Origin of the sequence: Polymorphum gilvum SL003B-26A1, assembly GCF_000192745.1 — a bacterium.
GTDB classification, from domain to species: Bacteria; Pseudomonadota; Alphaproteobacteria; order Rhizobiales; family Stappiaceae; genus Polymorphum; species Polymorphum gilvum.
Genome location: NC_015259.1, coordinates 4,611,775 through 4,638,546 on the forward strand (window position 1 = coordinate 4,611,775; position 26,772 = coordinate 4,638,546).

At 65.9% G+C, this 26,772-nt stretch carries 27 protein-coding genes; 1 reads left to right on the forward strand and 26 read right to left on the reverse strand.

Translation table 11 applies throughout. The features are described 5' to 3' along the window. Positions 1-102: 102 nt before the first annotated feature. Together pnp and rpsO are read right to left on the reverse strand one after the other, a co-directional pair. Positions 103-2,229, reverse strand: a complete 2,127-nt coding sequence (gene pnp / locus SL003B_RS21675) for a polyribonucleotide nucleotidyltransferase (protein ID WP_013655013.1) — start codon at positions 2,227-2,229, stop codon at positions 103-105. Positions 2,230-2,477: 248 nt separating this feature from the next. Continuing rightward, the gene (gene rpsO, locus SL003B_RS21680; RefSeq protein ID WP_013655014.1) at positions 2,478-2,747 is read right to left on the reverse strand and encodes a 30S ribosomal protein S15; all 270 of its coding nucleotides are present in this window, start codon (positions 2,745-2,747) and stop codon (positions 2,478-2,480) included. A gap of 360 nt (positions 2,748-3,107) precedes the next feature. Between rpsO and SL003B_RS23740 the strand changes: the two genes are divergently transcribed. Beyond that, positions 3,108-3,419: a hypothetical protein gene (locus tag SL003B_RS23740; protein WP_013655015.1), complete on the forward strand. Its 312-nt coding sequence runs from the start codon at positions 3,108-3,110 to the stop codon at positions 3,417-3,419. 34 nt (positions 3,420-3,453) lie between these two features. On the opposite strand, the gene truB is transcribed toward SL003B_RS23740, so the two are convergent. From truB to SL003B_RS21805, 24 genes are all read right to left on the reverse strand, one after another. Continuing rightward, positions 3,454-4,383, reverse strand: a complete 930-nt coding sequence (gene truB, locus SL003B_RS21690; RefSeq protein ID WP_013655016.1) for a tRNA pseudouridine(55) synthase TruB — start codon at positions 4,381-4,383, stop codon at positions 3,454-3,456. A gap of 36 nt (positions 4,384-4,419) precedes the next feature. Beyond that, positions 4,420-4,821, reverse strand: a complete 402-nt coding sequence (rbfA, locus tag SL003B_RS21695; RefSeq protein ID WP_041375691.1) for a 30S ribosome-binding factor RbfA — start codon at positions 4,819-4,821, stop codon at positions 4,420-4,422. A 111-nt stretch (positions 4,822-4,932) separates the two neighbouring features. Continuing rightward, on the reverse strand, positions 4,933-7,560 hold the full coding sequence (infB, locus tag SL003B_RS21700) for a translation initiation factor IF-2 (RefSeq protein ID WP_013655018.1): 2,628 nt from the start codon (positions 7,558-7,560) through the stop codon (positions 4,933-4,935). A gap of 7 nt (positions 7,561-7,567) precedes the next feature. Next, on the reverse strand, positions 7,568-8,215 hold the full coding sequence (locus SL003B_RS21705; protein WP_013655019.1) for an RNA-binding protein: 648 nt from the start codon (positions 8,213-8,215) through the stop codon (positions 7,568-7,570). Between the two features lie 36 nt (positions 8,216-8,251). Beyond that, positions 8,252-9,886 (reverse strand): transcription termination factor NusA, encoded by a 1,635-nt coding sequence (gene nusA / locus SL003B_RS21710; protein WP_013655020.1) that lies wholly within the window; start codon positions 9,884-9,886, stop codon positions 8,252-8,254. 74 nt (positions 9,887-9,960) lie between these two features. Further along, on the reverse strand, positions 9,961-10,578 hold the full coding sequence (gene rimP, locus SL003B_RS21715) for a ribosome maturation factor RimP (RefSeq protein WP_013655021.1): 618 nt from the start codon (positions 10,576-10,578) through the stop codon (positions 9,961-9,963). A gap of 180 nt (positions 10,579-10,758) precedes the next feature. Beyond that, positions 10,759-11,445: a tRNA (guanosine(46)-N7)-methyltransferase TrmB gene (gene trmB, locus SL003B_RS21720; protein WP_013655022.1), complete on the reverse strand. Its 687-nt coding sequence runs from the start codon at positions 11,443-11,445 to the stop codon at positions 10,759-10,761. Positions 11,446-11,563: 118 nt separating this feature from the next. Continuing rightward, on the reverse strand, positions 11,564-12,736 hold the full coding sequence (gene metK / locus SL003B_RS21725) for a methionine adenosyltransferase (protein ID WP_013655023.1): 1,173 nt from the start codon (positions 12,734-12,736) through the stop codon (positions 11,564-11,566). 91 nt (positions 12,737-12,827) lie between these two features. Next, a complete protein-coding gene (locus tag SL003B_RS21730; RefSeq protein WP_041375692.1) occupies positions 12,828-13,235 on the reverse strand; it encodes a helix-turn-helix domain-containing protein in 408 nt (135 codons plus the stop codon). Positions 13,236-13,441: 206 nt separating this feature from the next. Then, entirely contained in the window at positions 13,442-15,061 is a 1,620-nt protein-coding gene (lnt, locus tag SL003B_RS21735; RefSeq protein ID WP_013655025.1) for an apolipoprotein N-acyltransferase, read from the reverse strand. Between the two features lie 115 nt (positions 15,062-15,176). Further along, positions 15,177-16,286, reverse strand: coding sequence for a transporter associated domain-containing protein (locus SL003B_RS21740; protein WP_242390302.1), 1,110 nt, complete (start codon positions 16,284-16,286; stop codon positions 15,177-15,179). A gap of 39 nt (positions 16,287-16,325) precedes the next feature. Continuing rightward, the gene (gene ybeY / locus SL003B_RS21745; RefSeq protein WP_013655027.1) at positions 16,326-16,862 is read right to left on the reverse strand and encodes an rRNA maturation RNase YbeY; all 537 of its coding nucleotides are present in this window, start codon (positions 16,860-16,862) and stop codon (positions 16,326-16,328) included. Continuing rightward, positions 16,859-17,875 carry a PhoH family protein gene (locus SL003B_RS21750; RefSeq protein ID WP_013655028.1) on the reverse strand — a complete coding sequence of 339 codons (1,017 nt, stop codon included), beginning with the start codon at positions 17,873-17,875 and terminating at the stop codon, positions 16,859-16,861. The genes ybeY and SL003B_RS21750 overlap by 4 nt, the downstream gene beginning before the upstream one ends. Before the next feature lie 62 nt (positions 17,876-17,937). Next, positions 17,938-19,395, reverse strand: coding sequence for a tRNA (N6-isopentenyl adenosine(37)-C2)-methylthiotransferase MiaB (gene miaB / locus SL003B_RS21755; protein WP_013655029.1), 1,458 nt, complete (start codon positions 19,393-19,395; stop codon positions 17,938-17,940). A gap of 157 nt (positions 19,396-19,552) precedes the next feature. Continuing rightward, positions 19,553-20,374 (reverse strand): lyso-ornithine lipid O-acyltransferase, encoded by an 822-nt coding sequence (olsA, locus tag SL003B_RS21760; RefSeq protein ID WP_041376393.1) that lies wholly within the window; start codon positions 20,372-20,374, stop codon positions 19,553-19,555. Further along, positions 20,361-20,816, reverse strand: a complete 456-nt coding sequence (locus SL003B_RS21765) for a Fur family transcriptional regulator (RefSeq protein WP_013655031.1) — start codon at positions 20,814-20,816, stop codon at positions 20,361-20,363. Before SL003B_RS21765 ends, olsA begins: the two co-directional genes overlap by 14 nt. A 44-nt stretch (positions 20,817-20,860) precedes the next feature. Then, a complete protein-coding gene (gene rimI / locus SL003B_RS21770) occupies positions 20,861-21,349 on the reverse strand; it encodes a ribosomal protein S18-alanine N-acetyltransferase (RefSeq protein WP_013655032.1) in 489 nt (162 codons plus the stop codon). Further along, entirely contained in the window at positions 21,346-22,011 is a 666-nt protein-coding gene (gene tsaB / locus SL003B_RS21775; RefSeq protein ID WP_013655033.1) for a tRNA (adenosine(37)-N6)-threonylcarbamoyltransferase complex dimerization subunit type 1 TsaB, read from the reverse strand. Before tsaB ends, rimI begins: the two co-directional genes overlap by 4 nt. A 145-nt stretch (positions 22,012-22,156) precedes the next feature. Further along, complete coding sequence (locus SL003B_RS21780) at positions 22,157-22,714, reverse strand: NifU family protein (protein WP_013655034.1); 558 nt, start codon at positions 22,712-22,714, stop codon at positions 22,157-22,159. Between the two features lie 127 nt (positions 22,715-22,841). After that, complete coding sequence (locus tag SL003B_RS21785; protein ID WP_013655035.1) at positions 22,842-23,336, reverse strand: universal stress protein; 495 nt, start codon at positions 23,334-23,336, stop codon at positions 22,842-22,844. A gap of 78 nt (positions 23,337-23,414) precedes the next feature. Then, on the reverse strand, positions 23,415-24,719 hold the full coding sequence (gene hslU, locus SL003B_RS21790; RefSeq protein ID WP_013655036.1) for an ATP-dependent protease ATPase subunit HslU: 1,305 nt from the start codon (positions 24,717-24,719) through the stop codon (positions 23,415-23,417). Positions 24,720-24,771: 52 nt separating this feature from the next. Next, complete coding sequence (gene hslV / locus SL003B_RS21795; RefSeq protein ID WP_013655037.1) at positions 24,772-25,332, reverse strand: ATP-dependent protease subunit HslV; 561 nt, start codon at positions 25,330-25,332, stop codon at positions 24,772-24,774. Between the two features lie 135 nt (positions 25,333-25,467). Next, complete coding sequence (locus SL003B_RS21800) at positions 25,468-26,049, reverse strand: NADPH-dependent FMN reductase (protein ID WP_013655038.1); 582 nt, start codon at positions 26,047-26,049, stop codon at positions 25,468-25,470. Positions 26,050-26,148: 99 nt separating this feature from the next. Then, positions 26,149-26,763, reverse strand: a complete 615-nt coding sequence (locus tag SL003B_RS21805) for a class I SAM-dependent methyltransferase (RefSeq protein WP_013655039.1) — start codon at positions 26,761-26,763, stop codon at positions 26,149-26,151. Positions 26,764-26,772: the final 9 nt, after the last annotated feature.

Consider the following 26,772-nt stretch of genomic DNA (forward strand, 5'->3'; position numbering starts at 1 on the left):
CGCCGGCGAAAGATGATCGAGGCGGGAAATGCGCCGCGGCCAAGCAAAAAGCCGGGGCGCTGGGCCCCGGCTTTCGGTCGATAATCAGGAGAGACGGGGGGATCAGTCCTCGTCCTTTTCCCTCTCGATTTCCTTGCCGGTGTCCTGGTCGACGACCTTCATCGACAGGCGCACCTTGCCGCGTTCGTCGAAGCCCATCAGCTTGACCCAGACCTTGTCGCCTTCCTTGACCACGTCGGTGACCTTGGCGACCTTGCGCGGAGCGAGCTGGGAGATGTGGACGAGGCCGTCCTTGGCGCCGAAGAAGTTCACGAAGGCGCCGAACTCGACGCACTTCACGACCGTGCCTTCGTAGATCATGCCGACTTCCGGCTCGGCAGCGATAGAGTTGATCCAGTTGATCGCCGCCTTGATCGCCTTGCCGTCAGCGGAGGCGATCTTGACCGTGCCATCGTCCTCGATGTTCACCTTGGCGCCGGTCTTCTCCACGATCTCGCGGATGACCTTGCCGCCGGAGCCGATGACTTCGCGGATCTTGTCGACCGGGATCTTCATGACCTCGATGCGCGGCGCGTGCTCGCCCAGTTCCGGACGGGCTTCGGTGATCGCCTTGGACATCTCGCCGAGGATATGGACGCGGCCTTCGCGGGCCTGCTCGAGGGCGACCTTCATGATCTCCTCGGTGATGCCCTGGATCTTGATGTCCATCTGCAGCGAGGTGATGCCCTCGGCGGTGCCGGCGACCTTGAAGTCCATGTCACCAAGATGGTCCTCGTCACCGAGGATGTCGGACAGGACGGCGAAGCGGTCGCCCTCCTTGATCAGGCCCATGGCGATGCCGGCGACCGGCGCCTTGAGCGGCACGCCGGCGTCCATCAGGGCCAGCGACGTGCCGCAGACGGTGGCCATCGACGACGAGCCGTTGGATTCGGTGATCTCCGACACGACGCGCAGGGTGTAGGGGAACTCGTGCTTGGCCGGCAGCATCGGGTTGATGGCACGCCAGGCGAGCTTGCCGTGGCCGATCTCGCGGCGTCCCGGCGAGCCCATGCGGCCGGTCTCGCCGACCGAATAGGGCGGGAAGTTGTAGTGCAGCATGAAGTGGGCCTTGTAGGTCCCCTCCAGAGCATCCACGAACTGCTCGTCCTCGCCCGTGCCGAGGGTGGCGACTACCAGACCCTGGGTCTCGCCGCGGGTGAACAGGGCCGAACCGTGGGCACGCGGCAGGATGCCGACTTCCGAAACGATCGGGCGGACCGTCTTCAGGTCGCGGCCGTCGATCCGGTGGCCGGTCTCGATGATGGCGCCGCGGACGATTTCGGCCTCGAGCTTCTTGAACAGGTCGCCGACCACGGTCGCGGCCGGAGCCGCGTCGCCGGCATTGGTGATCACGGCCTCGACGACCTTTGTCTTGGCGGCATCGACGGCGTTCCGCCGCTCGGTCTTGCCGGTGATCGTGTAGGCCGCCTTGAGGTCCTCGGCGGCGATGTCCTTGATGCGGGCGAAGAGGGCCGAATGGTCCGGCAGGTTCAGCCCACGGGGCTCCTTGGCGGCGGTCTCGGCGAGCTTGATGATCGCGTCGATCACGGTCTGGAAGCCGCTGTGGCCGAACATCACGGCGCCGAGCATGACGTCCTCGGGCAGTTCCTTGGCTTCCGATTCCACCATCAGCACGGCGTCGCCGGTGCCGGCGACGATGAGGTCGAGGCTGGATTCCGGCATGTCGTCGATCAGCGGGTTGAGCACGTACTCACCGTTGATGTAGCCGACGCGCGCACCGCCGACCGGGCCCATGAACGGCACGCCGGACAGGGTCAGGGCGGCGGAGGAAGCGACCAGAGCGAGGATGTCCGGCGCGTTCTCCATGTCATGCGACAGCACGGTGACGATCACCTGAGTATCGTTCTTGTAGCCCTCGGCGAACAGCGGCCGGATCGGCCGGTCGATCAGGCGCGAGGTCAGGGTCTCGTGCTCGGACGGACGGCCCTCACGCTTGAAGTAGCCGCCCGGGATCTTGCCGGCGGCGAACGCCTTTTCCTGGTAATTGACGGTGAGCGGGAAGAAGTCCTGGCCGGGCTTCGGCTCCTTGGCGGAGACGACGGTCGCCAGCACCTTGGTCTCGCCGTAGGTCGCCATCACGGCGCCGTCGGCCTGGCGGGCAACCTTGCCCGTTTCGAGGATCAGCGGACGTCCGCCCCACTCGACTTCCACACGATGAATATCGAACATTGGTATTCCTTAGCAGCTTCGTCCTGGCGCGCTCACGGAAACGGAGGGCGCGCGCAGACAGGGGATCGGTCGGCCCCGTATGGGCCGGTTACCGACAGGACGAGCCATGGGCAAGACGGCGAGACGCTCCCGTGCCGCTTCGGCACTACCGGGAGAGCATCCGGCGATCCTGCCCCATGACCGTCATGCGACTTCCTATAAGCAAACGCGGCGGGCAAATCCACCCACCGCGTTGCGTTGCGTCCTGATCAGCGACGGATTCCGAGGCGCTGGATCAGATCCTTGTAGCGCTTCTCGTCCTTCTTGTTCAGGTAGTCGAGCAGGGAACGGCGCAGAGCGACCATCTTCAGTAGGCCCCGGCGGGAATGGTTGTCCTTGCTGTGGCCCTTGAAGTGTTCGGTCAGGTTGTTGATCCGTTCCGTCAGCACTGCGACCTGGACTTCCGGAGAACCGGTATCGCCTTCCTTGGTCGCGTATTCCGTGATCAGCTCGGCCTTGCGCTCGGCAGTGATCGACATCGGTGGTCCTTTCGGGTTCGGTCCGCGGCGTGCCTGCGGACCTTTGGTCGGTGACGAGGCCGGGCCGATACTCATCCGCAATCGATACGAATGGTGCAAAGGTCCGGTCGCTTCGCCGTGGGATGAGCGTTCTGCCGTTCAGCCAGGGCCGGGATGTCGTCCAGCGAAGGTCGGGCGAAACGCGTTCGGACCCGTCACGGGCCCGATCGCGCGGGACTATGACGGAGACCGGCCCATTTTTCCAGTCTTTTGTTTCCCCGGCGTCGAACCCTCTCCGGCCGATCCCGCGAGACGGCGGAAGTAGCCGGAATCGGCGCCGTCCGCCTTGCGCCCCGACCACGGCGCACCGATATCAGCCGGATGACCAAGGTATCGCCAAAAGCCGTTGTGGGTCTGCTGGTTGCCGGCCTGATCGCCACGCCGGCGGGCGCGGATTCTGTCTATCGCAACGATCCCGCCGGCGCGCCCTACGTCGAAGGCGCGCCGGCGCAGCAGCGGCACTACGACCGCCGCGACGTGCGTCCCGGCTACCGTCCGGGCGAGCGCCCGGGCTATCGCCCCGGAGAGTTCCCCGGCTATCGCCCAGGGACCGCATACCCGTACGGCGGGCGCAGTCCGAGCGTCGCCTGCCCGCCGGACCAAGGCGACTGCGTCCGCGACAACAGACGGTAGCCGCCGGAAGACCCGGGGATTCGGGACGGACGGTTCAAAGATGCAGGACGCGGGCCGGCTGGAAACGCCCCTTCTCGACGCTGCCGATGGCGACTGGTACGCCGGCGTGGCTGGCAAAGGCCTGCTCGCAGGTCAGTGGCGCCGTGCGTCCACGCAGCAGGATCGCAACGCCCTGACGGATTCGGCCGGCGTCATCCGCGGAGACCTCGATCTCCGGCAAGCCTTCGAGCGCCTCGCGCACCGGCAGCACGAAATCGAGCAGGTCCTCCACCCCTGCCGCCTCCGCGGCCGCCCCCTCAAGCTCGTCGAGGCCCACCATGTCGGCCTCGCCGAACGGGCCGACCAGCAGGCGTCGCAGCTCGGTCACATGGCCGCGGGTGCCCAGCCGGCGGCCGAGATCGCGGGCCAGCGCGCGCACATAGGTACCCTTGCCGCATTCGGCTTCGAACACGGCCCGGTCGGCGTCGAGGCATTCGACGAGGTCGAGCCGGTGCACGTCGATCGGCCGCGCCTCCAGTTCGACGACCTCGCCTTCGCGGGCGAGGTCGTAGGCGCGCTCGCCGCCGACCTTGATGGCGGAGAACTTGGGCGGCACCTGGAGGATCGTGCCGGTGAACTCGGGCAGTACCGCACGGATCTCGTCGGGACCGGGACGCAGCTCCGAGGAGGCGATCACCATGCCCTCGGTGTCGTCGGTATCAGTTTCCGCGCCCCAGGTGACTTCGAAGCGGTAGACCTTGCGGCCGTTCATGACCAGAGAGACCGTCTTGGTCGCCTCACCGAAGGCGAGCGGCAGACAACCGGAGGCGCGCGGATCCAGCGTGCCGGCATGGCCGACTTTCTCGGGATGGAAGATCCGCTTGATCCGGGACAGGGCGTCGTTGGAGGTCAGGCCGTAGGGCTTGTCTAGCACCAGCCAGCCGTCGATGGGATTCCGGTTCCTGCGGGCCTTCGGGCGCGCCATCTCTCGTATTCCTCAAGCTGTCGAGCGTGTAGGGGGTCAGTCGTCGGACTCGATGTCGCGCTGCACGTCCGGCGAATGCAGCAGATGTCCGATCCGATCGTCGTCGTCGAAGCGGGTGTCCAACACGAAGCGCAGGTCCGGCATGTACTTGAGCGTGAGGCGCCGGGAGACCTGACCGCGGATGTATTTCGCGCTCCGATTCAGCGCCTTGACAATGCGTTCGCCATGCGCGCCGCCGAGCGGCATGACCAGACAGGACGCCAGACGCAGATCCGGCGTCATGCGCACTTCGGGGACGGTGATGATCACGCCGTCCAGATCGGGATCGGCCAACTGGCCGCGGGTGAGAATGTCGGACAGTTCCTTACGGACCAGTTCCCCGACCCGCAATTGTCTCTGCGAGGGCATTCCCCCGCCGTCTGCATGCGATCTAACCATTCGACCAGTCCAATCCGATCCCGGACCTCGAGATCCGGTCCTTCCAAAAATGCAAGGCGCCGGCGCGGTGTGCATCGCGCCGGCGCCTGATCTGCAGCGAGACGCCGAACCTCAGAGGGTTCGTGCGATCTGCTCGACCCGGAAGCATTCGATGATGTCGCCCGGGCGCATGTCCTGGTAGTTGACGAAGTTCATGCCGCATTCCTGGCCGGATTCGACGGACTTGACCTCGTCCTTGAAGCGCTTGAGTGTGCCGAGTTTGCCTTCGTGGACGACGACATCGTCGCGGATGAGGCGCACTTCCGCACCGCGTTCGACGACCCCTTCGGTAACCAGGCAGCCCGCGACCTTGCCGACCTTGGAAATATGGAAGATCTCCTTGATCTCGGCATTGCCGAGGAAGGTCTCGCGCCGCTCCGGCGACAGCAGTCCGGACATGGCGGCTTTCACATCGTCGACGAGATCATAGATGATATTGTAGTAGCGGATCTCGATGCCCTCGCGGTCGGCCGCCTCGCGCGCCTGCTTGTTGGCCCGCACGTTGAAGCCGATGATCGGCGCATTGGAGGCCGCAGCAAGCGTGATGTCGCTCTCCGTGATGCCGCCGACGCCAGAGTGGAGGATTCGGGCGGCGACCTCGTCGGTGCCCAGTTTCTCCACCGCATGCGCGATGGCTTCGGCGGAGCCCTGCACGTCGGCCTTGATGACCAGCGGGAACTCCTTCTTTCCGGTCTCCTGGAGCCGGTTCATCATCTGCTCGAGCGAGCCGCGCGATCCGGCGCGGACCACGGAGGCCTTCTCGCGCTTCTGGCGCTGGCGGTAATCGACAATCTCACGGGCGCGCGCCTCGTTCTCCACCACGGCGACCATGTCGCCGGCTTCCGGAGTCCCCTGGAAGCCGAGCACCTCGACCGGCTTGGACGGATCGGCCTCCTTCACCTGCTGTCCGTTCTCGTCCAGCATGGCGCGCACGCGGCCCCATTCGGCGCCGGCGACAAGAATGTCGCCGACCCGCAGGGTACCCTTCTGCACCAGGACGGTGGCGACCGGACCGCGGCCCTTGTCGAGCTGGGCTTCGATGACGAGGCCCTCGGCGGTGCGGTTCGGATTGGCCTTGAGTTCGAGCACCTCGGCCTGCAGCACGATCATTTCCAGCAGCCTGTCGAGGTTCTGGCCGGTCTTGGCCGAGACCTCGACCTCGATGGTGTCCCCGCCCATGGACTCCACGACGATCTCGTCGTTGAGCAGCTCGGTGCGCACCCGATTCGGGTCGGCCGACGGCTTGTCGATCTTGTTGATGGCCACGATGATCGGCACGCCTGCAGCGCGGGCATGCGAGATCGCCTCGCGGGTCTGCGGCATGACGCCGTCGTCTGCCGCCACCACCAGCACGACGATGTCTGTCGCCCTGGCGCCGCGGGCGCGCATCTGGGTGAAGGCCGCGTGACCGGGCGTGTCGATGAAGGTGATCTTGTTGCCGTCCTTCTCGACCTGATAGGCGCCGATGTGCTGCGTGATGCCGCCGGCCTCGCCGGACACGACCTTGGCGTTGCGGATGGCGTCGAGCAACGACGTCTTGCCATGGTCGACGTGGCCCATGATGGTGACCACCGGCGGCCGCGGCAGCAGGGTGTCCTCAGCATCGGCTTCCGAAAACAGGCCTTCCTCGACGTCCGATTCGGACACGCGCTTGACCGTGTGGCCGAGTTCGGCAGCGATCAGTTCGGCGGTGTCGGCGTCGATGACGTCGTTGATCTTCATCATCTGGCCCTGCTTCATCAGCAGCTTGATGACGTCGACCGCACGCTCGGCCATGCGGTTGGCGAGTTCCTGGATGGTGATCGCCTCCGGCAGCACGACATCTCGGGAGATCTTCTCGCGGACGGTCTGCATGCCGCCGCGCTTCTCCTTCTCGCGCCGGCGGCGCAGAGAGGCAAGCGAGCGAGAGCGCTGCTCGTCCGAACCGCCGGTGGCGGCGGAGATGGTCAGCTTCGACCGACGGCGGTCTTCACCGGTGCGGGCGCGAACCGGGGCAGGCGCCGCCTTCGGCCGCTTGACCGTGCGCAGCGACTTGCGGCTTTCGTCTTCGGCCTCCTCGTCTTCCGGCTTGGCGGTGACGCGCGGCCGTTCCATGGCGGGCTGCACCGGCTCGGCCTTGGCTGCGGGGGCAGCGGGCGCCAGCGCTTCGGCGACGGGTTCAGCCGTCGGCCTCTCGACCGCGGCGACGCTTTCCTCCGCCTCGCGGAGCTTCCGTTCCTCTTCCTCGGCCTTGAGGCGCGCTTCTTCCTCCGCCCGGCGGATGGCTTCCTGCTCGGCGCGGCGCTTGGCCTCTTCCTCGGCGCGCTTGCGCTCCTCGACCTCGCGTTCCTGGGCGAGCTTGAGCGCAGTGGCGCGGGCGGCAGCCTCTTCCTGGGTCAGCGTGCGCAACACGGCACCGCCCGGGCGCTGCTGCGGCCTCTGCGGCTGGGCCGGGCGGCGGTCCTGCCTGTCGGCCGCCGGCTGGGGCGCGGGCTCGCGCGGCCGTTCGACCGGGGCCGGCGCCGCGGCTTCCGCGTCGCCCCTGCCTTCCTGTCCCGGCACCACGATGCGGCGCTTCTTCTTCTCCACGACGACAGCCTTGGACCGGCCATGCGAGAAACTTTGGCGCACAGTTCCCTGTTCCACGCCGCCCCGCTTGAGGCCGAGGGTCTTCCGCTCGACGCTGATCGTCTTGTCGCCTGGATTCTTGGTATCGTTCATATTGCCTTCAGTCCTGCGCTGCTGCACCGTCCGCGCCGCCGCGATCTTTCGCGGCGGACTCTGCCCGGAACGCCTCCAGTTCGCGCACCCGCGCAAGGAAGCCTTCGCTCGCCCGGCCCGCGAGCAGTGCAGCATGTATCACATTAGTCCGACCCAATGCCAAATCCAATTGAGTCGAATCGAACAAACGGACGACCGGAGCGCCGTTTGTGGTTCCAAACCGGCTTGCGGCCACCGCCGCAAGCTTGCGTATGCCGTCCTCGGACGCGTCCGAGGCATGAATCAGCGCGATCACCGGATCCCGCCGCAGAGCGGCCTCGACCTTGGCGAAACCGGTGACGACTTCGCCGGCCTTGCGCGCCAGCGACAGGGCCGACAGCGCCGCCTTCGTCATCAGCGCCTCGACCCGGTCGACAAGGCCCGGTTCGACCCGGACCTCGCATTTCAGCGCGCGTCCGAAGACGCGCTTGCGTTCCGCCATGTCGACCGCCGCGCGCGTGGCGCTCACCCAGACGCCGCGTCCGGGCAGCTTGCGGCGCAGATCCGGAACGATCTTCCCATCGGGATCCGCAACGAAGCGGATCAGCCGGGACACCGGCAGAACCTGCCGGGTGACGGCACATTGCCGTTCCAGCGGCTCGTTCTTTCTCGGCACCCAGGGCCTCCGTGGTTGTCGTTGCGGCCCGACCGATCAGCCTTCCAGGATCGTGCCGGCCGGCTGGTCTTCTTCTGCCGCTTCGCCTGCGTCCCCGATCTCGTCGTTCTGGTTGGCGAGTTCCTCCTCGGTGATCCAGCCCGCCGCGAGGCGGGCGGCGAGGATCATCGCCTCGGCATCGGCACGCGAGACGTCGAACCCGGAGAGGGCGCCGTCGTGACGAATCGTTTCGCCTTCCTTGCGTTCGGTCCAGCCAACCAGGTCATCGGTGGCGCAGCCGGCAAGGTCCTCGATGGTCTTGACACCGTCCTTGCCGAGGGCGACGAGCATGGCGGTGGTCAGGCCGTCGATCGAGCGCAGTTCGTCCTGGACGCCGAGTTCGCGCCGCTCGTCGTCGAGCTTGGCTTCGAGCTCCGCGAGATAGTCGCGCGCCCGGGCCTGGATCTCCTCGGCCGTGTCTTCGTCGAAGCCCTCGATCATGGCGATCTCTTCAAGGTCGACATAGGCGACTTCCTCGACCGAGGTGAAGCCTTCCGTAGCAAGCAGTTGGCCGACCATCTCGTCGACGTTAAGCGCCTCCATGAACAGCGTCGAACGTTCCTGGAACTCCTTCTGACGCCGCTCGCTCTCTTCCTGCTCCGTCATGATGTCGATCGCCCAGCCGGTCAGCTGGGAGGCAAGGCGCACGTTCTGCCCGCGCCGGCCGATGGCCAGCGACAGCTGTTCGTCCGGCACGACGACCTCGATGCGTTCGGCATCCTCGTCGAGCACAACCTTGGCGACTTCTGCCGGCTGCAGCGCGTTGACGATGAAGGTCGCGGCGTCCGGGTTCCACGGAATGATGTCGATCTTCTCGCCCTGTAGTTCGCCGACGACCGCCTGGACGCGGCTACCGCGCATGCCGACGCAGGCGCCGACCGGATCGATGGAGCTGTCCTTGGAGATCACCGCGATCTTCGCGCGCGACCCTGGATCGCGGGCGACCGCCTTGATCTCGATGACGCCGTCGTAGATCTCCGGCACTTCCTGGGCGAACAACTTGGCCATGAACTGCGGGTGGGTGCGCGACAGGAAGATCTGCGGTCCGCGCTGTTCACGGCGGACGTCGTAGATATAGGCGCGGATGCGGTCCCCGGTACGGAAAATCTCGCGCGGGATCAGTTCGTCGCGGCGCACGATGCCTTCGCCGCGGCCGAGGTCGACGATGACGTTGCCGTACTCGGCGCGTTTGACGACGCCATTGACGATCTCGCCGATGCGATCCTTGAACTCGTCATACTGGCGGTCGCGTTCGGCTTCGCGCACCTTCTGCACGATCACCTGCTTGGCCGACTGGGCAGCGATGCGGCCGAAGTCGAGCGGCGGCAAAGGCTCGGCGATGAAATCGCCAAGGGTTGCCTCGGGGTTGCGGGCCTTGGCATCGGCAAGCGAGATCTCGGTCGATACGTTCTCCACCGTCTCGACCACCTGAAGCAGGCGCTGCAGCCGGATCTCGCCCGTTTTCGAGTTGATCTCGGCGCGCACCTCCGTTTCCGTGCCGTAGCGCGAGCGCGCGGCCTTCTGGATCGCATCCTCCATCGCCGCGATGACGATGCCCCGATCGATCGACTTCTCCCTGGCGACCGCATCGGCGATCTGCAGCAGCTCCAGCCGGTTCGCGCTGATAGCCATGTTCGTCCACTCCTCTTGCGCGCCTGGTGTTCACGCGTCTTCTGAATAAACCTTCGGACCGCGGCCTGCGTCCATCAATTCGTCCTGGAACCGCCCGTGTCGTCACCGTCGCCGGCGTCGTCTTCGTACTCGATCTCGACATCGTCGGACAATGTGGCCTTTTCCGCCTGCAGGGCGGCGCGGATCAGATCGTCCGTGAGCACCAGACGAGCCTCGGCGATCTCGGCGAGCGGCAGGCGCACCTCGTCGGCGACATCCTTCGGCGTATCGGTGAGGCGCAGCCGGACCGTGCCGTCGCCGGCCCCGAGCAGGATGCCGCGGAACCGCTTGCGCCCGTCCTGCATCACGGACATCTCGACCTTGGCGACATGGCCGGACCAGCGGTCGAAGTCGCCGACGCGCACCAACGGCCGGTCGATTCCGGGCGAGGAGATTTCCAGATGGTAGGCCCGGTTGATCGGGTCGTCCACGTCCAGCGCCGGCGACACCGCGCGACTAACCTCCTCGCAATCCTCCACGGTCATCGTGCCGTCCGGGCGTTCGGCCATGATCTGCAGCGTGCAGCCATTGGCCGCGCTGATCTTGACGCGCACCAGGCGGTAGCCGAGATCCTCGATCACCGGCTCGACGATCGCCGCCACGCGGGCCTCGAGGCCCTGTTCGATCACGATGCGTGCTTCATGAAGGCTCAAACAAGTCTCCTGTTGCCGATATCCGCCGCAACCCCGGATAACAAAAAAGAGCGGGTCCGTCGCCGGCCCACTCTCATACTGCTCCGATAGAGCCGATAGAGAAGATGAATGAGGGGATATATACGCGATCCGACCGCAAACGCAAGGGCAAACGGCCGGCGACAGGACTGGGCGCTGCCGCTAGAGCCGTCGGAAGGTCAGATAACGCGGCACGCGCCCTTCGCGCAGCGCTTTTGCCTCGTAACGGGTTCCCGGCCAGCTGACCCACGGCAGACGCCAGTCGTCGGCCCGCTCCGCGGTCCATTCGAACCCCGGATGATCGCGGAAATGACGTAGCGTCCAGTCGACATAGGTGTCGATGTCGCTGGCGAACCGGACCTCGGCACCCGGTTTGAGCACCCTGGCGAAGCGGTCGAGGTTGGCCGCGTTGATGAAGCGCCGTTTCCAGTGGCGCTTCTTCGGCCAAGGGTCGGGATAGAGCTGGAAGATCCGGTCGAGCGAAGCTTCGGGCAACCAGTCCAGAAGGCCGGTGGCATCGTCATCGTGCAGACGGACGTTAGAAAGACCCGTGTCGGCGATCTCGCTCACCGCCTTGGCCAGGCTTCCGACGAAGGGTTCGCAACCGATGAACCCGACGTCCGGCGTCTCGCGTGCCCGCTGCAACAGGTGCTCACCGCCGCCGAAGCCTATTTCGAGCCAGATCGCGCGGACGTCGCCGTCGAACAGGTCCGACAGCGGGTCTGGCGCCGGACGGGACAGATCGACCGCCAAACGCGGCAGGACCGTTTCCATCCTCTGCACCTGGCGCGGACTCAGGGGTTTTCCCTTGCGACGCCCGAAGAAGGCGCCCTCATAGCGGTCGGTCATGCGAAATCCGTCGTCGCCGACCGGACCCGGTCGGCGACTGTCTGCGTACAGTATGCGTGTTCCGGTACCTAAAGCATATTCTTGTCGATCAAGCGGTTCCGCTTGATCGACAAGCGCTCTAGGCGACCACGTCACGCAACGCGTGGACAAGATCGATCTTCTCCCATGAGAAGCCTCCATCGGCTTCCGGCTCGCGGCCGAAATGGCCATAGGCCGACGTACGCTCGTAGATCGGCGCGTTCAGCTTGAGGTGCTGGCGGATGCCGCGCGGGGTCAGGTTCATGACCTCGCGCAGGCCCTTCTCCAGCTTCGCCTCATCGCAGCGGCCGGTGCCGTGCAGGTCGACATAGACCGACAACGGTTCGGACACGCCGATGGCGTAGGAAAGTTGGATGGTGCAGCGATCCGCAAGGTCCGCGGCGACCACGTTCTTGGCCAGGTAGCGCGCGGCATAGGCGGCCGACCGGTCGACCTTGGTCGGGTCCTTGCCGGAGAAGGCGCCGCCGCCGTGCGGGGCGGCCCCACCGTAGGTGTCGACGATGATCTTGCGCCCGGTCAGACCGGCGTCACCGTCCGGTCCGCCGATGACAAAGGCGCCGGTCGGATTGACATGCCAGTCGGTGCCGGCGTCGACCCAGCCGGCCGGCAGCGCGGCGCGGATATAGGGTTCCACGATGGCGCGCACGTCGTGGGAGGTAAGGGACGCGTCGAGATGCTGGGTCGACAGAACGATGGAGGTCACCCCGACCGGCTTGCCGTCCTTGTAACGGACCGTCACCTGGCTCTTCGCGTCGGGGCCCAGCGCCGGCTCGCGGCCTGACTTGCGGGCATCGGCCAGCACCCGCAGGATCTTGTGGGCATAGAAGATGGGCGCCGGCATCAGGTCCGGCGTCTCGCGGCAGGCATAGCCGAACATGATGCCCTGGTCGCCCGCACCTTCATCCTTGTTCTCGGCGGCGTCAACACCTTGGGCGATGTGCTCCGACTGTCCGTGCAGATGCACGGCGATGTCGCACCTTTCCCAATGGAAGCCGTCCTGTTCGTAGCCGATGTCCTTCACCGCGAGGCGCGCGAGATGCGCCACGTAGTCCTTGGTGATGGTGGCCGGTCCTCGGGTTTCGCCCGCGATCACGATCCGGTTGGTGGTCGCCAGCGTTTCGCAGGCGACACGGGCTTCGGGCATTTCCTTGAGATAGGCGTCGACGACGGCATCGGAGATCCGGTCGCACACCTTATCGGGGTGCCCTTCCGAGACGGACTCGGAGGTGAAGAGATAGTCCTGACGGGCCATGGCCTGGCGTCCTTCTGGGAAAGTAGATGAACAAAGCGGCGGATCACTCCGCCGCTTCATCCAGTCATGAACCAGATTGCAACCCCCGACGTCAAGCGTCGTCGCCGGCCAGCGCGCGGACTAGGTCGACGATCCGGCGGCGGACCTTCGGGTCTTCGATCCGCACGAAGGCCTTGTTGAGGGACAGGCCTTCTGAGGACGACAGGAAGTCGACCACATAGGATGTCGGCTGCGCCTCCCCGAAACCTTCCGCCTCCTCGGGAGAACCCGGAGCGTCCTCGAAAAAGAAGGCGACCGGAACCTTCAGAATGGTCGCGATATGCTGCAACCGACTCGCGCCGATGCGATTGGTGCCTTTTTCGTATTTTTGGATTTGCTGGAACGTGATGCCGAGGCTTTCTCCGAGCTTCTCCTGGCTCATACCCAGCATCATGCGGCGCAGCCGGACGCGACTGCCCACATGGATATCGATGGGATTGGGTGCCTTTTTACTGGCCATTTGGCCCTCTTCTTTCTAGGTCTCGCGACGAGCGGTTGCTCCGCCGCTGCGGTTTGAACGTTCTGAAACGACGCTCCCGAACGCCCATTCGGCACGCCCAGGACCAGGTTCAACCCGGCACCCCTGCCGTCGTTTCGCCCACTCCGGATCCCATTCTCGAAAATCCGGTTGTGTCACACTATGATGGCGGAGTCTTGCGTTCAACATCAATTATTGCGCGAACGCTGCGTCATGCGATCCAAAGTTAAAAATATAATAAATATACATAATATACCGAAGTATAGGACGTCGCCGAATGTCGCGTAAGGGGTCGGCGGCAGGGCCGCCGGCAGCTGGGCATCGATAATGCCGACAACGAATGGCTGAAGCGCCGCAACGGTGCGCCCGAAACTGTCGAAAACCACCGAAATGCCGGTATTTGCGGAACGAACCAACGGCAATCCCTGCTCGATCGCGCGCAGGCGGGCCTGGGCCGCATGCTGGTAGGGGCCGGAGGAAACGCCGAACCACGCGTCGTTGGTGAGGTTGAGGATCCAGCTCGGCCGCTCCGGCAAAAGGCCCGGCACCTGCGGAAAGATCACCTCGTAGCAAATGAGCGGCAGGAATGAGGGAATTCCTGCTGTTTCCATCAGGATATGGCGGTAACCGGCGCGAAACGCGCCCGGCGCATTTACCAATCTCGCAAGGCCGATACGGCTAAGCAGGTCGTTGAGGGGCAGATACTCCCCGAACGGGACCAGCCGCACCTTGTCGTAGGCATCGAGGATGACGCCATCGTCTGAAATGACGTAGATGCTGTTATAGTAATTAACGCCATCGAGATTTCTTTCAGCGCGGATCGCCCCTGTTATCAATGTAGAATCCGGCTCAAGAAGGGTTTCGATTGCAGAAAGAGCGTCGGGTTCCTGCGTCAGCAAGAAGGGAAACGCCGATTCAGGCCACACCAGCACCTTTCGTGACGCGGCGCTGCCGGTCTCCGGACGGCTCCTGGCGCTCAGGTCCAAATAGCTTCCGAATATGGAAACCCTGTTCTCGGGGCGCCATTTCTCGCTTTGCGCGATAGATGGTTGTATCACCCGAACGCTGGTTGTCGGATCCACGAGGCCGGCCGTGCCGTGCAACCGATACGTGCCGAAGGCGGCCATGGCTGCCAGGACAAACCCGGCGCCGCCAAGCACGGCTCGCGCCGTACCGGGGCGTCCGTCGACAAGGACGGCGGGACTCGCGAACACGGCCAGGACTACCGCCCCCAGCCCGTAAATGCCAATCAGGCTGGCGGACTGGACCAGCACAAGGCTGTCTGAAAGAACGTAGCCGAAGGCGTTCCACGGAAAGCCGGTCAGGACATGGCCGCGCAGCCAGTCGGCGACGGAAAGGCTGCCGGCAAGCAGCAGGACGCGGCTCCAGCCTTCGGGCCAGAAACGGGCGGCGAGTGCGACCGCCGTGCCGTGGAACAGGGCCAGGCCGGCCGGAAGCAGCGTCACCGCGAAGGGCATCATCCAGGCGAACTTGTCCGCCTCGACCAGGAACGCGCTGCCGATCCACCATAGGCCGACGAGGAAATAGCCGAAGCCGAACCACCAGCCGATCCCGAAGCCGGCCGACAGCCGCCGGCGTCGCTGGGCGAGCCCGTCCGAACCGCAGGCGCCGTCGAGCAGCCAGACGATGGCGGGCAAGGTGAACAGGAGCAGGGGCAGGTAGCCGAACGGCGGCAGGGCGAGAGCCGACACCGCGCCCGAACCGAAGGCCAGCCCCCATCGGCGCCAGCCGTAGGCGAGCAGAAAGACGTTGGGCAGGCTGCCCAAGGTGGAAAAGCGCGACAGCATGACGAATCGGTTCCCGTGTCGGCGAGCGACGTAAGACATGCGACCCGTATCCGGACGGGTCAAGCGGCCGATCGGCGCAACGAGATTGGCGCGTCACGGGTCTGGCCGCCTCCGTCTAGGAGACATGTTCGTCAGCCGCTTCGCCTGGTCGTTTGGGGCGACGGCGCTGATCGGCGGCGCGCGGCTCGGCACGCCGCCGCCGGATCCGCAACCGCTTGATGCGTCGCGGGTCGGCGTCAAGAACCTCGAACTCGTAGCCCGGCACCTGCCTGGCGGCGATCAGCTCGCCGCGCACAGGCACTCGCCCGACCAGGGTGAACAAAAGGCCGCCGAGCGTATCGACTTCCTCGGCGACATCGCCGATGGTCAAGCCCGCGCCCAGTTCCTGTTCGAGATCCTCCAGGGGCATGCGCGGATCGGCGATCCAGATGCCGTCCCCGGCCGGCGTCAGCATGGCCTCCTCGTCCTCGTCGTGCTCGTCTTCGATATCGCCGACGACGGTCTCGACGAGGTCTTCCAGCGACACTAGGCCGTCGGTGCCGCCATATTCGTCGATCACCAGCGCCATCTGGACGCGGCTCGCCTGCATCTTCGCCATCAGGTCGGTCGCCGGCATCGACGGCGGCACGAACAGCAGCGGCCGGAGCAGGTCGGTCTGGGCAAGCGACAGGGTAAGGTCGACCTGGGACAGGTCGAGAGCGACATTGCGCACAGCACCCGCGGCCTCCGGCCGGGTCTCGCCGTTGCCGGATCCGCTTGCCCGTGCCCGTGCCGCAATGAACGCCATCAGGTCCTTGATGTGGACCATGCCGCGCGGGTCGTCGAGGGTCTCGTGGTAGACCGGCATGCGCGAATGGCCGTTGTCCTGGAACACCTCCATCAGGCGGCCGAGCGTGATCGTGTCGTCGACGGCGTCGATGTCCGCGCGCGGAATCATGACGTCGTCGACACGCAGTTCTCGCAGCCGCAGGATGTTGCCGAGCAGCATGCGCTCTTCCGGGGAAAAGGCGGCGTCGGCGCCGGTATCCCGGCTCAATTCGTCCTGGAGGTTTTCCCGCAGACTTCCACCACCGCTTCGACGCAGCCTTGCCAGACGGTCGATAAAGGTCCGCAATCGCCCCGTCGACTGGGGCTCGGGCTGTCGGGGCTCCACCGTGTCCTGGGCAGGCATTGCTTCGGCCTGGGGAACGGGGGTGTCGTTACTTCGGGGTTCAGAAACCGTCATTGGTCCGTTCTTGGGCTGCGCCGGAAGGCGCGGGGCATCCTAGTCCTTGTCCGCGGTCAAGGGGTCGCCGGCATAGGGATCTGCAATCCCCAGATCCGCCAGAATGCGTCTTTCCAGCCCCTCCATGATCTCCGCTTCGGCCTCAATCTGGTGATCATAACCGAAAAGATGAAGAAGTCCGTGAACAACGAGATGCGAAAAATGATCACAAAAGGAAATACCCTGCTCTTTCGCCTCGCGTGCCAGCGTGTCGGACGACAACACGATGTCGCCGAGCATCGGACCGTAGCGACCGCCGACCGCATCGCCGCCGGAGAACGACAGGACGTTGGTGGGCTTGTCCTTGTTGCGCCAGGACCGGTTCAGCGCGCGGATGCCGTCGTCGTCCAGGAACACCAGGGACAGCTCGGACCCTGGCAGCGTCCGCAGCGGCGCATTGCGGAATGCGGCTGCGACCGCCGCCCGGGTCAGGTCCTCGAGCCGGGCTCCGTCCGGCCAGTCGCCGGCCTCGACGGCCAGGTCGATCTGCAGGTCCTCCGGCAGGGCGCCCACCGGCGTGGCCGAGATCCCGATCATTCCGGCTCGCCTGATGCTTCCAGTCGGCGCTCCCGCGCCTGCAGCGCCTCGCGGCTTGCGTCGTCATAAGCCTTGACGATTCGCCCGACCAGTTCGTGACGCACGACATCGGCCTCGGTGAACTCAACGTGCGCGACGCCCTCGATCTCGCGCAGCAGGCCAAGCGCCTCGCGCAGACCGGACTTCTGGCCCGGCGGCAGGTCCACCTGGCTCGGATCGCCCGTGACGATCATCTTGGAATTCTCACCCAGCCGGGTGAGGAACATCTTCATCTGCATGGTGGTGGTGTTCTGCGCCTCGTCGAGCAGAATCACCGCGTTGGACAGCGTTCGCCCGCGCATGAAGGCAAGCGGAGCGACCTCGATCATGCCCGACTGCAGACCGCGGTCGACCTTCTCGGGCGACATCATCTCGTAGAGGCCGTCATAGAGCGGGCGCAGGTACGGGTCGACCTTTTCCTTCATATCGCCGGGCAGGAAGCCGAGCCTTTCGCCGGCCTCGACGGCCGGCCGTGACAGGATCAGTCGGGCGGCGTCGCCGCGTTCCAGCAGCGCGGCCGCATAGGCAACGGCGAGAAAGGTCTTGCCGGTGCCGGCCGGGCCGGTGCCGAACACGAGGTCCGCCCGGTCCATGGAGCGGATATAGGCGTCCTGCGCGGCGGTCCGGGCGACCAGTGTCTTGCGACGGGTCGCGATCTGGGCGAAGGCGAGGCGCGAGCGCGGTTCGAGGGTGGGCAGGGGCAGCTGCGCCTCGGCGGCGGCGGCCATGCGCAAGGCGCCATCGACATCGGCCGGATGGATCTCGTGACCCTGTTGCAGCCTCTGGTAGAGCGCCTCCAGCGCGTGGCGCGCCTGCTCGCACTGACGATGCTTGCCTTTCAGCGTCACCTGATTGCCGCGGGCCATGGCGTCGACGCCGAGCCTCTGCTCGATCAGGGCAAGGTTCTGGTCGAACTGGCCGAAGAGGTCGCCGATCAGCCGGTTGTCTTCGAAAGCAAGGACGAGATGGGTCATGTCCGAGGCTGGAACCGCGCCCCGATCCGGGGTCCTGCGCACCGAAGAGTGGCTGTCACGTGTCAAAAGGCGGCCTCCTGTCTGGAGCCATCAACCGGAGATATGCTTCCATACTGCCCGCCAGCGAGCCGTCCGAACAGCGAATTGGCACCGATGTCAACAATTTCGACCGGCTGGATGGTGCCGATCAGGGCATCGGGCGCATCGACCTGGACCGCCTGCAGCCAGGGCGACTTGCCGGTCAGCTGGCCTGCCTGGCGGCCCTTCTTCTCCAGCAGCACGTCGCAGGTGATGCCGAGACGCGAGGCGTTGAAGGCTCTCTGCTGGTCCGACAGCAGCGTCTGCAGTTCGGCGAGGCGCGTGCTCTTGACCGCCTCAGGCAGCTGGTCCGCCATGGCTGCTCCCGGCGTGCCGGGCCGCTGGCTGTACTTGAACGAGAAGCACGAGGCATAGCCGACGCGCCGCACCAGATCCATCGTGTCGGCGAAATCGGCATCCGTCTCGCCGGGGAAGCCGACGATGAAGTCGCCCGACAGGGCGAGCCCGGGCGAGGCCTCGCGGATGCGGTCGACCAGGCGGAAATAGTCATCCCGGCCGTGCTTGCGGTTCATCGCGGCAAGAATGCGGTCGGACCCCGATTGCACCGGCAGATGCAGGTAGGGCATCAGTTCGGGCATGTCGCGATGGGCCGCGATCAACTCGTCGTCCATGTCGCGCGGATGGCTGGTGGTGTAGCGAAGACGGTCGAGGCCGTCGACCTCGGCCAGCCGGCGCAGCAGGCGGCCGAGGCCCCACGGCCTGCCGTCCGGCCCCTCTCCGTGCCAGGCGTTGACGTTCTGGCCGAGCAGGGTGATCTCGCGCACGCCGGCGGCAGCCAGGCCTTCCGCTTCCTGCAGGATCTGGCCGAGCGGACGGGACACCTCGGCGCCGCGGGTGTAGGGGACGACGCAGAAGGTGCAGAACTTGTCACAGCCTTCCTGCACGGTCAGGAACGCCGACGCCGCCCGCGCCAGCGGCATCCGCTTGGACTGTTCCGCCAGGTGTTCGAACTTCTCGTCGATGTCGAACTCGGTCTCGACCACCTTGGCGCCGCCGGCCGCCCGGACCAGGAGATCCGGCAGGCGATGATAGCTCTGCGGACCGAACACCAGGTCGACCACGGGTGCGCGACGGGAAATCTCCTCGCCCTCGGCCTGGGCGACGCAGCCGGCGACGCCGATCAACGTCGGCTTGCCGGCGCGGGCACGTTCGTCCTTGATCTTGCGCAGGCGGCCGAGCTCGGAATAGACCTTCTCCGCCGCCTTCTCTCGGATGTGGCAGGTGTTGAGGATGACGAGATCGGCATCTTCCAGAGTCTCGGTCTGGCTGTAGCCCTGCGGCGCGAGCACCTCGGCCATGCGACCGCTGTCATAGACATTCATCTGGCAGCCATAGGTGCGTACAAACACCTTCCGGCCAGCAGCCCCCCCGGCGATCTCGCCAGCCGGCAGGATCTTATTGTTCGTGGAACGACTCGTCATTCACTCCTCACGGCGCCTTGCACAGACCCGACGGCGCCAATGCGGGCCCGCGGATTGTAGTGTAGCGCACGACATGTGACGGATTTCCGGCACAAGTTTGACTGGCCCGCCGGGCATCCGCCAGCTTTAGCGGCTTTTTCGCTGCTTGAGAATAGGCTCACGCCCCTTCCGGCTCGCGGGCCCGCTCCGGTTCGGGCCACGGCCGGCCGGTCAGGGCGGCGACGGTCATTTCCCGCACTTCCCGCTCCAGACGTCCGGTCAGGGCCTTGCGGTCGAGGTCGGGGTCGACGCTGACCGGATGGCCCCAGGTGACGGTGACGTCAAGGGCACCGTCGCAGAACACGCCCCACAGGTGGCCGGCCAGTTCCATGTCGCCGTACCAGGCGACATGCGGGCGGAACTGGCGCCCCATGGGCAAGCCCTGTAGAGCAGTATAGGCGATCGACAGTGGCTGAACGCAGACCGTGTGGCCGTCCGCCAAAGCTCTGGTCGCCGCGCCGAGCAGGGCGGAGCGGAACGGCAGCACGCCGTTGCCGTCATTGGAGGTGCCCTCGGCGAACAGCACCATGACGTCGCCGTCGGTGATCCGCTCAGCGATCTTGTCTGCAACCTTGCCGGTGTGGTTGCGTCGCGCGCGGTCGACGAAAACCGATCGCTGCAGCTTGGCGAACAGCCCGAACACCGGCCAACTCGCGACCTCCGACTTAGCGATGAAGGACAGCGGCATCAGGGAGCCGAGCACGGCGATATCGACCCAGGAGGCGTGATTGGCGGCGATCAACAACGGTCGGCTCGTTGCCGGCGCGCCGATCTGCCGGATCCTGATGCCGACCAGGCGCGTCGCGATCCGGTGCCACAGCAGAGGAAGGTCTCGCTTGATCGGCCAGTCCGCCTTGAGCGCCAGCCACTGGACCGGGATGAGGACCAGGGACACAAGGGTCAGCAGGAGCATGACCAGAACGGCCCTAATCTGCATCATCGCCGGCATCCGGCCGCGCGTCGGCGAGCGGCACACCGTAGAGCTCGAGCCGGTGGTCGACCAGCCGGTAGCCGAGCCGCTTGGCGATCAACTCCTGCAGCGCCTCGATGTCCTCGTTGCGGAACTCGATCACCTTGCCGGTGCGCAGGTCGATCAGGTGGTCGTGATGTTCGTCCGGCACGGTCTCGTAGCGCGACCGACCATCCCGGAAGTCGTGGCGCTCGATGATCCCGGCGTCCTCGAACAGCTTAACGGTTCGGTAGACGGTCGAGATCGAGATGCGCGAGTCGATGGCGGCGGCGCGCCGGTACAGCTCCTCGACATCGGGGTGGCGATCCGAGGCCTGTTCGATGACCGAGGCGATGATGCGCCGCTGTTCGGTCATGCGCATGCCTTTGGCGATGCACAGGTCCGCGAGCGTCGACTGCCGGTCGTCTGCCATAACGCTGTAGCCCGTTCTTCGTGACCGTTGTTCGACTGCAGCGATTAGCGAAGATCGACCCGCATGACAAGCGCGGTGCCTTCCGCCTCGCTGGCCCGGTAGTATCCCTTGCGCTCGCCGACCTGCTGGAAGCCGAGCGAGCGGTAGAGCAGCAGAGCCGCCTCATTGGCGGCGTCGACCTCGAGGAACAGGCTCTTGCAGCGGTCGCCGTACAGGCGGAACATGCCTTCCTGCATCAGCCGCTTGCCGATCCCGCGCCCGCGATGACGCGGATCGACGGCCAGCGTCAGAACCTCCGCCTCGTCGGCCGCCATGCGCAGGATCAGCAGGCCGAGCGGCGTGCGGGAGCCGTAGGGACTGGCACGCCTGGCAAGGAGCACGCTTGCGCCGCGCTGTCCGCGCAGGCGCGCGAGTTCGTCCGCATCCCAGGGATGGGAGAACGATCGCGCGTGGATTTCCGCCAGTCTCGGAAGGTCTTCATCGAGCGCCGGCTCGACGACCGGCGGCGCGGACCAGAACCACCAGAAGCTCATAGTCGCTCGATCCTTCCCTTGACCTGCGGCCTGGCATCCGGGGCACGCAGATAGAGTGGTACCGGCGCGCTGCCCGGCTCGGCGGCCTGGCCCAGTCGGGCGACGACGCCGATGTCCGCAAAGGCGCAGTCGGACAGCACGCGGTCGTCCGACAGGCCGGCCGACACCGCAACGTCCCGCGCTGCAGAACCGGCGAGGCAGGCACCGTCCGGCAGGCTGGCGGCCAGGTCCGCAATCTGTCGCACCGCCGGCTCGTCCGCGGGCTGTCCGGCTGCATTGAATGCCTGGACATAGGCCTCGCCGTTGCGCGCCTCCAACGCGACGACGAGCGGCCGACCGTATGCCTCGGCGGCGAGTCCGGCCGCGATCGCCGCCAGTGTGGTGATGCCGATGACCGGCTTCCCGAGCACCAGGCCGAAGCCGCGCGCCACCGACAGGCCGACCCGCAGGCCGGTGAAGCTGCCTGGACCGGTGGTGACGACGATCCGGTCGAGGTCCGAGAAGGCGGTGGAGGATTCCGCCATGACGTCGCCGATCATCGTCATCAGCCGTTCGGCATGGCCGCGGCCGATCGTCTCGCTGCGGGAGACGAGAGGCGCGCTGCCGCCGAGGACGGCTGCGGCGCAATTGGCTAGGGCGGTGTCGATCGCAAGGACGCGCATGATGCTCTCGATTAGTCCGGCCCGAACGGCGTGTCGAGAGGAGCTTTCGACTTACCCCGAAGGTAGCTCTTGCGCATGTCCAGCCGGCAGGAACGAAAACGGCCCGGCACCGATGCCGGGCCGTTTCGCATGGGGCGGGACGCGATCAGATCGCGCGGACTTCCTCGACTTCCGGCACGAAGTGGCGCAGCAGGTTCTGGATGCCGTGCTGGAGCGTTGCCGTCGACGACGGGCAGCCGGCGCAGGCGCCGCGCATCGACAGATAGACCACACCTTCCTTGAAGCCCTTGAAGGTGATGTCGCCGCCGTCCTGCGCAACTGCCGGGCGCACGCGGGTTTCGAGCAGGTCCTTGATCACCGTCACCGTCTCTTCGTCATCGCTGTCGAAGAACTCGTCCTCCCCCCCGGCCTGGACGGCAGCGCTGCGCATGACCGGAGTGCCAGACATGAACTGCTCCATGATCGCTCCGAGGATCGCGGGCTTCATGTGCTGCCAGTCGGTGTCGTCCTTGGTCACCGTGATGAAATCATGGCCGAAGAACACGGCCACGACCCCCGGCACCGCGAACAGCTTCTCGGCAAGCGGCGACGCGCCGGCCTCGTCGGAGCTGCGGAAATCATAGGTGCCGTCCGCAAGGACGACCCGTCCGGGCAGGAATTTCAGGGTCGCCGGGTTCGGCGTCGCCTCGGTCTGGATGAACATGATCGGATCCTCGGTCGCAAGCCTGGGTCGGGTGCATGCGGAAGGCCTCGGCCCAGTTTGGAATTCTTATAAACCAGATAATGGGCTTTCGCCACGGGTCAAGGCCCGATGGGGCGGCACCCGGCGGTCAGGCCAGCGCCGCAATGGATTCGTCGTCCAGATTGCCGGGCACGATGGTCACCGGAATGGGAAAGTTCCCGGCAGCCTTTCCGGCGATGGAGGTGACCAGCGGGCCCGGCCCCTCCGATCCCATGCCGGCGGCTAGGACAAGGATGGCGATGTCGGCATCCGATTCGATCAGCTTCACGATCTCCTCGGACTTGTTGCCTTCCAGGATGACCGATTCCGGATCGGTGCGGGCCACCGCGCGCACCCGGTCCATCGCCTTGACCAGCGTCGCCTCCGCCTGCTCGCGGGCCTCAGCGCGCATGATGTCCTCGACGCCGATCCAGTGCTGGAAATCGCCCGGCGCGATCACGAACAGCAGCGTCACGACGCCACCGGTCCGCGCCGCGCGCTTGGCCGCATAGACGATCGCCCGGTCGCATTCGGGCGTGTCGTCGACGACGACGAGGAACTTGCGCCGATGGCCTTCCTCGAAACTCTTTCTGATGGCTACCATGGGCGCATGCTGCCATCCACCCGGGCGCGGGGCAAGCGGCGCGAAAGCCGCATCCCCGCTTCTGTTGACCCCTTCCGCCTACAGGATGAAGCGGGACAGGTCGATGTTCTTGGCGAGTTCTCCAACATTGTCGCGGACATAGGCGGCGTCGATGGTCACGGTCCTGCCGTCGTGGTCGGGAGCCGTGAAGGACACCTCGTCCAGGATCCGCTCCATCACCGTCTGCAGACGTCGGGCGCCGATGTTTTCGACCGTGGCATTGAGGTCGACCGCGATGGTCGCGATCTCGTCGATGGCATCGTCGGTGAATTCGAGCGCCACGCCCTCTGTCTTCAACAGGGCAACATATTGCTTGATCAGACTCGCTTCAGGCTCGGTCAGGATAGACCGGAAATCGTCGCGGGTCAGGGGCTTCAGCTCGACCCGGATCGGCAGGCGGCCCTGCAGTTCCGGCAGCAGGTCCGAGGGCTTGGCGACATGGAATGCGCCCGAGGCGATGAACAGGACGTGGTCGGTCTTCACCGGCCCATGCTTGGTCGATACGACCGTGCCCTCGATCAGCGGCAGCAGGTCGCGCTGCACGCCCTCGCGCGAAACGTCGCCGCCGACCCGGCCGTCGCGGGCGCAGATCTTGTCGATCTCGTCGAGAAACACGATGCCGGCATTCTCGACCAGGGCGATCGCTTCCTGAACGATCTTCTCCTCGTCGAGCAGCTTGTCGGATTCCTCGTTGATGAGGATCTCGTAGGAGTCCTTGACCAACACGCGCCGCGTCCGGGTATGGCTGCCGAAGGCCTTGCCGAGCAGTTCGGAGACATTCATGACGCCGACGCTGGCGCCCGGCATGCCCGGCAGCTCGAAGCTCGGCATCTGCGGCTGGGCGCGCACCTCGATCTCGATCTCCTTGGCGTCGAGATCGCCGTCGCGCAGCTTGCGGCGGAAGCTGTCGCGCGTCGCCGGGCTGGCGCTGGCGCCGACCAGAGCGTCGAGCACGCGTTCCTCTGCGAGCACATGCGCCTTCGCCTTGACCTCCTGCCGCCTGGCCTCGCGCACCAGGCTGATGCCGGCCTCGACCAGGTCGCGCACGATCTGTTCCACGTCGCGGCCGACATAGCCGACCTCGGTGAACTTGGTCGCCTCCACCTTCACGAAGGGCGCGTTGGCGAGCCTGGCCAGCCTGCGCGAAATCTCGGTCTTGCCGACGCCGGTCGGGCCGATCATGAGGATGTTCTTAGGCAGGACCTCCTCGCGCATCGGGCTTTCGAGCTGCTGGCGGCGCCAGCGGTTGCGCAACGCAATGGCCACGGCGCGCTTGGCGTCCTTCTGGCCGACGATGAAGCGGTCCAGTTCGGAAACGATTTCCCGCGGAGAAAACGTGGTCATGGTCGGGTCGGTCCGTCTGTTCGGGGTCTGGCCGGAGCGGTGCGGCGAGGTCTCAACCGTCGCTCGCCAAGCTCTCAACGAGGATGTTGCCGTTGGTATAGACACAGATGTCGGCGGCGATCGTCATCGCCCTGCGCGCGATCGCCTCCGCGTCAAGGTCGCCGTCGATAAGTGCACGGGCGGCCGCCAACGCATAGTTGCCGCCCGAACCGATCCCCATCACGCCGCCTTCCGGCTCCAGCACGTCGCCGGTACCGGTGAGGACAAGAGATACGGATTTGTCGGCGACCAGCATCATCGCCTCCAGACGACGCAAGTAGCGGTCCGTTCGCCAGTCCTTGGCAAGCTCGACGCAGGCGCGCATCAACTGACCCGGATACTGTTCCAGCTTGGCTTCCAGCCGCTCGAACAGGGTGAAGGCATCGGCGGTCGCTCCGGCAAAGCCGCCTATCACCTCGCCCTTGGCGAGAGGCCGGACCTTGCGAGCGGTGTTCTTGATGACGGTCTGGCCGAGCGAAACCTGACCGTCGCCGGCAATCACCACCCGGCCGTCCTTGCGTACCATCAGGATCGTCGTGCCGTGCCAGACGGCAGGCCCGTGTTCTGCGCTCATGATCGGTTCCCGTGCTGAGCAGGCCTGTCGATAGCCTGGAATGAACGGTCGTCGCCCGGTATGCCGGGCGCGCCCTCTATTTAGGTGGCAAGGCGGGGAAAGCCAAGTCGGCGGTCCGGCTGCGGCGCCGCTCGCTCAGCCACGCGCCCTGACCTCACGGATCAGCCGCCGCGTCAGGACGTCGAGCAACCCCGAGGCCCGCTCGTCCCTGAGTTCGCCGTGATCATCGAACGCTTCGTTGGCCTTCGGAACGCTGACCATGTCCGGCAGGACGAGCGCGCCGAGGCCGACTTCCAGGATGGTCCGCACGCCGATCAGGCCGCGCATGCCCCCGAGCGCGCCGGTCGAGGCGGCGCCGACGGCGAAGACCCGATCCTTGAAAGCCGCCGCTGGCGGCTCGCCCGGATCGTTCAGCCGGCTCAGCCAGTCGAGAGTGTTCTTCAGCAGCGGCGTTACCGCGGTGTTGTATTCCGGGCAGGCAATGAACACGCCGCCGTGCTCCTGCATCTGTCGCTTGAGCTTGTGAGCGCTGTCCGGCACACCTTTTTCCCGCTCCCGATCACCGTCGTAGATCGGCATGGGATAGTCAGCGAGGGAGATACGGGTAACGTCCGCATCCGCCAGCAACAGGCGCTTGGCGGCCAGGGCGGCGAGCCGGGTGTTGTAGGATCCGCCGCGGATCGATCCGGAGAACACGAGAATTCTCGGCTGACGCATGCCACCTCCTGAAAGGACCTTCGGGTTTGCACAGGCAAATAAAGGGGACCGGCGCGAAAAGTCCAACGCCGGGCGGCGGAGCCTCGGTCCGCTGACGCGTCAGGCAGGTCGGCGGTAGACCCACACCCGCGCAGGCGGCAGATTGCGGAAGATCCAATCGGTACGCGACAACTCCAGCCAGCCCGGCACCGGTTTGACCGGCGGCACGAAGGCATAGGAAAACTGGATAAACGGCGCGCCCGGTTCGAGAAGGGCGAGGCCTTCCTCGATCAGGGTCTGGCGTACCTCGGGCGGTCGGGTGAACAGCGGCAGGCCCGACACGATACCGGCGAGCGACCCGGATTCGACCGGCCCGAGCTGTTCCAAGGTCTTGCGCAACGCGTAGGCGTCGCCCTGGATGGTCGTCAGGGCCGGATAGCGCTGGCGCAGCAGGCGGCAGAAATCTGCGTTGTATTCAATCGTCACCAAGTCCTCGGGCCGTACGCCGCGGTCGAATATCGCCTTGGTTACAACGCCTGTACCCGGCCCGAGCTCTAGGTATCTGCCACCCGGCCGGACCGGAAGGAACGACGCAATGCGTCGGGCGAGTTCGGGACCCGAAGGGCTGATCGCGCCCATCGTGAGCGGGCTGTCGACCCAACCGCGAAAGAACCGCAATTCATCCTGGATCTTGTCCAGCAGCGTCTTCGACTTGAGCGTTTTCTCGGCAGACATGTCGTCTTT

Excerpts from the sequence above, each read along its gene's own strand:
- pnp (WP_013655013.1), bottom strand. The coding sequence starts at position 2,229 with ATGTTCGATATTCATCGTGTGGAAGTCGAGTGGGGCGGACGTCCGCTG.
- rpsO (WP_013655014.1), bottom strand. The coding sequence starts at position 2,747 with ATGTCGATCACTGCCGAGCGCAAGGCCGAGCTGATCACGGAATACGCG.
- SL003B_RS23740 (WP_013655015.1), top strand. The coding sequence starts at position 3,108 with ATGACCAAGGTATCGCCAAAAGCCGTTGTGGGTCTGCTGGTTGCCGGC.
- truB (WP_013655016.1), bottom strand. The coding sequence starts at position 4,383 with ATGGCGCGCCCGAAGGCCCGCAGGAACCGGAATCCCATCGACGGCTGG.
- rbfA (WP_041375691.1), bottom strand. The coding sequence starts at position 4,821 with ATGGTTAGATCGCATGCAGACGGCGGGGGAATGCCCTCGCAGAGACAA.
- infB (WP_013655018.1), bottom strand. The coding sequence starts at position 7,560 with ATGAACGATACCAAGAATCCAGGCGACAAGACGATCAGCGTCGAGCGG.
- nusA (WP_013655020.1), bottom strand. The coding sequence starts at position 9,886 with ATGGCTATCAGCGCGAACCGGCTGGAGCTGCTGCAGATCGCCGATGCG.
- trmB (WP_013655022.1), bottom strand. The coding sequence starts at position 11,445 with ATGACCGACCGCTATGAGGGCGCCTTCTTCGGGCGTCGCAAGGGAAAA.
- metK (WP_013655023.1), bottom strand. The coding sequence starts at position 12,736 with ATGGCCCGTCAGGACTATCTCTTCACCTCCGAGTCCGTCTCGGAAGGG.
- SL003B_RS21730 (WP_041375692.1), bottom strand. The coding sequence starts at position 13,235 with ATGGCCAGTAAAAAGGCACCCAATCCCATCGATATCCATGTGGGCAGT.
- lnt (WP_013655025.1), bottom strand. The coding sequence starts at position 15,061 with ATGCTGTCGCGCTTTTCCACCTTGGGCAGCCTGCCCAACGTCTTTCTG.
- SL003B_RS21740 (WP_242390302.1), bottom strand. The coding sequence starts at position 16,286 with ATGACGGTTTCTGAACCCCGAAGTAACGACACCCCCGTTCCCCAGGCC.
- ybeY (WP_013655027.1), bottom strand. The coding sequence starts at position 16,862 with ATGATCGGGATCTCGGCCACGCCGGTGGGCGCCCTGCCGGAGGACCTG.
- SL003B_RS21750 (WP_013655028.1), bottom strand. The coding sequence starts at position 17,875 with ATGACCCATCTCGTCCTTGCTTTCGAAGACAACCGGCTGATCGGCGAC.
- miaB (WP_013655029.1), bottom strand. The coding sequence starts at position 19,395 with ATGACGAGTCGTTCCACGAACAATAAGATCCTGCCGGCTGGCGAGATC.
- olsA (WP_041376393.1), bottom strand. The coding sequence starts at position 20,374 with ATGATGCAGATTAGGGCCGTTCTGGTCATGCTCCTGCTGACCCTTGTG.
- SL003B_RS21765 (WP_013655031.1), bottom strand. The coding sequence starts at position 20,816 with ATGGCAGACGACCGGCAGTCGACGCTCGCGGACCTGTGCATCGCCAAA.
- rimI (WP_013655032.1), bottom strand. The coding sequence starts at position 21,349 with ATGAGCTTCTGGTGGTTCTGGTCCGCGCCGCCGGTCGTCGAGCCGGCG.
- tsaB (WP_013655033.1), bottom strand. The coding sequence starts at position 22,011 with ATGCGCGTCCTTGCGATCGACACCGCCCTAGCCAATTGCGCCGCAGCC.
- SL003B_RS21780 (WP_013655034.1), bottom strand. The coding sequence starts at position 22,714 with ATGTTCATCCAGACCGAGGCGACGCCGAACCCGGCGACCCTGAAATTC.
- SL003B_RS21785 (WP_013655035.1), bottom strand. The coding sequence starts at position 23,336 with ATGGTAGCCATCAGAAAGAGTTTCGAGGAAGGCCATCGGCGCAAGTTC.
- hslU (WP_013655036.1), bottom strand. The coding sequence starts at position 24,719 with ATGACCACGTTTTCTCCGCGGGAAATCGTTTCCGAACTGGACCGCTTC.
- hslV (WP_013655037.1), bottom strand. The coding sequence starts at position 25,332 with ATGAGCGCAGAACACGGGCCTGCCGTCTGGCACGGCACGACGATCCTG.
- SL003B_RS21800 (WP_013655038.1), bottom strand. The coding sequence starts at position 26,049 with ATGCGTCAGCCGAGAATTCTCGTGTTCTCCGGATCGATCCGCGGCGGA.
- SL003B_RS21805 (WP_013655039.1), bottom strand. The coding sequence starts at position 26,763 with ATGTCTGCCGAGAAAACGCTCAAGTCGAAGACGCTGCTGGACAAGATC.